The sequence below is a fragment of the Streptomyces sp. TRM64462 genome, assembly GCF_013362995.1.
Lineage (GTDB): Bacteria > Actinomycetota > Actinomycetes > Streptomycetales > Streptomycetaceae > Streptomyces.
In genome coordinates this window covers 1-1990 of sequence record NZ_JABWDV010000115.1, presented here as the reverse complement: position 1 = coordinate 1990, position 1990 = coordinate 1, and the positions used below count along the sequence as shown (strand labels likewise).

Annotated in this window: 2 protein-coding genes; both read right to left on the bottom strand. The window is 76.3% G+C overall.

Annotation, left to right across the window (positions count from 1 at the left end):
- Nucleotides 1-122: 122 nt before the first annotated feature.
- Entirely contained in the window at nt 123-614 is a 492-nt protein-coding gene (locus HTZ82_RS05540; protein ID WP_309235322.1) for a flavin reductase family protein, read from the bottom strand.
- A 29-nt stretch (nt 615-643) separates the two neighbouring features.
- Nucleotides 644-1711 carry a cation:proton antiporter gene (locus HTZ82_RS05535; protein WP_309235320.1) on the bottom strand — a complete coding sequence of 356 codons (1068 nt, stop codon included), beginning with the start codon at nt 1709-1711 and terminating at the stop codon, nt 644-646.
- Nucleotides 1712-1990: the final 279 nt, after the last annotated feature.

The following is a 1990-nucleotide window of genomic DNA, read 5'->3' as shown; positions in this document are numbered from 1 at the left end:
CGCTCGAGCAGGGGAGACCCCAACCACTCCCTCCTCCGCCTTGCATCCGCACGCACCAGACCCCGCTCACCCACCGCGAAGGGCACCCAGCCACGATGTCGCCATGATCCGCCGGACACTCCCTAGTCCTCCGGCCGGGGCGGCCAGGCGTGGAACTGCCGGAGGCCGTACAGCAGGGGCCACGGCTCGGCCCGTCGGATCACCCGGCGGGCCTCGCCGTACACCGTCACGTGGTCGCCCATCCGCTGCGTCAGGACCACCTCGCAGTCGGTGACCGTGTGGGCGTCCGCGACCAGGTGCGGGCCCGCCGCCTCCTTGTCGCACTCCCAGGGCACCAGCTTGAAGCGGTGCGGGTTGCCCGACGCGAACAGCTCCGCGCTCTCGCGGGCTCCCGCGTGCAGCAGGTTCACCGCGAAGGCGCCCGAGCGCAGCACCGCGTCCAGGGTCGGGCTCTCGTACCGCAGGCACACCAGCAGCACCGGCGGGTCCAGCGAGACGCTGCACACCGACGAGCAGGTCATGCCGCGCGGGGCACCCTCCGGGTCGGTCGCGGTGACGACCGACACCCCGGTGGGGAAGCCGCTCATCAGGGTCCGGAACTCGTCGGGGCTCACGGCCGCCGGCGTTCGTATGGCCGAGTCGGTCATCGCACTCCGCTTTCTGTGGGTAGGGGCACGGGGAGCGCCGTAGCCGGCGCTGGCGCTGGCGCCGGCGCTGGCGCTGGCGTGGTGGGGACGGGGCTCGGGGGCGGTGGTGCCGTGCGGTCGTCGACCAGTCGCAGCAGGGGGCCGGTCATCGCGGTGGTGACCAGGGTCATCACGGTGAGGGCGAGCACCAGCGGGGCCGTGATCAGACCGGCCGCGTAACCCGCCTGCAGGACGATGAGTTCGGTCAGGCCCCGCGTGTTCAGCAGCACCCCGACGCGGGTCGCCTCACGCCGGGTGCCGCCCGCGATGCGGGCCCCGGCGTAGCCGCCGAGCACCTTGCCGAGCACCCCGAGGACGAGCGTCGCGGCGATCAGCGTGCCCGACGCGGCGGCGAACGCCCCGCTGCCGAGCAGGGTGACCCCGGTGACCACGAAGAACGCCGGGACGAGCGCCCGGCCGGCCCGCGAGACCCGGGTCACGGCCCGCGCCCAGGGGGCGTTCCGGTCGCCGGGGATCGCGAAGCCGACGAGGGCGGCGCCCAGGATCGCGGTCATGCCCAGGTGCTCCATGGTGAACGCGGTCAGCAGGGCCGTCGCGCCGATCAGGCAGGCCGCGGCCGCGGGGGCACGGCGCAGGAGCAGCAGCGCCACATGGGCGCGCAGCCCGTACCGTACGGCGAGGGCGCACAGTACGCCGATGGCGAGCGCCCCGCCGGCGTGCAGCACGCCGGTCGCGCTGCCGGAGCCGAGCGCCACGGCGGCGGTCAGCAGCAGCCACCCGGCCGCGTCGACCACCAGGGCGGAGCCGAGCGCGAGCCGCCCGGCCCGGGTGCCGGTCATGCCCCGGTCGCTGAGGATCCGGGCCATGACCGGCACGGCGGTGACCGACATGGCGACGACGAGCATCAGCACGAACGCCGGCAACGGCGCCGAACCCCGCACAGTGGGAGCCGCGTCCGCCGCCACCCACCAGGCCAGCACGCCCCCGCAGAGAGCGGACGGCACAAGCCCACCGGCCGCGACCCAGGCGACCTCCCGCCCGGAAACCCGCCCACCGCCAGGCACGCCACCCGGCCCACCGCCAGGCACGCCACCCGGCCCACCGCCCCGGCCGCCGCCGAGGTCACCGCCCGAGCCGCCACCCGAGCCACTGGCCGGCGCACCGCCTGACCCAAGGCCCCGACCAGCGCCCAGGCCACCGCCCGAGCAACCGGCCGAGGCACCGCCCGGCGCACCGCCCGTGCCACGGCTCGGCGCACCGCCCGTGCCACGGCTCGGCGCACCGCCCGTGGCACCGGTCAGAGCGACGCTCCGGGCCCGGCCCGGGCCACCGCCCGGGCTACC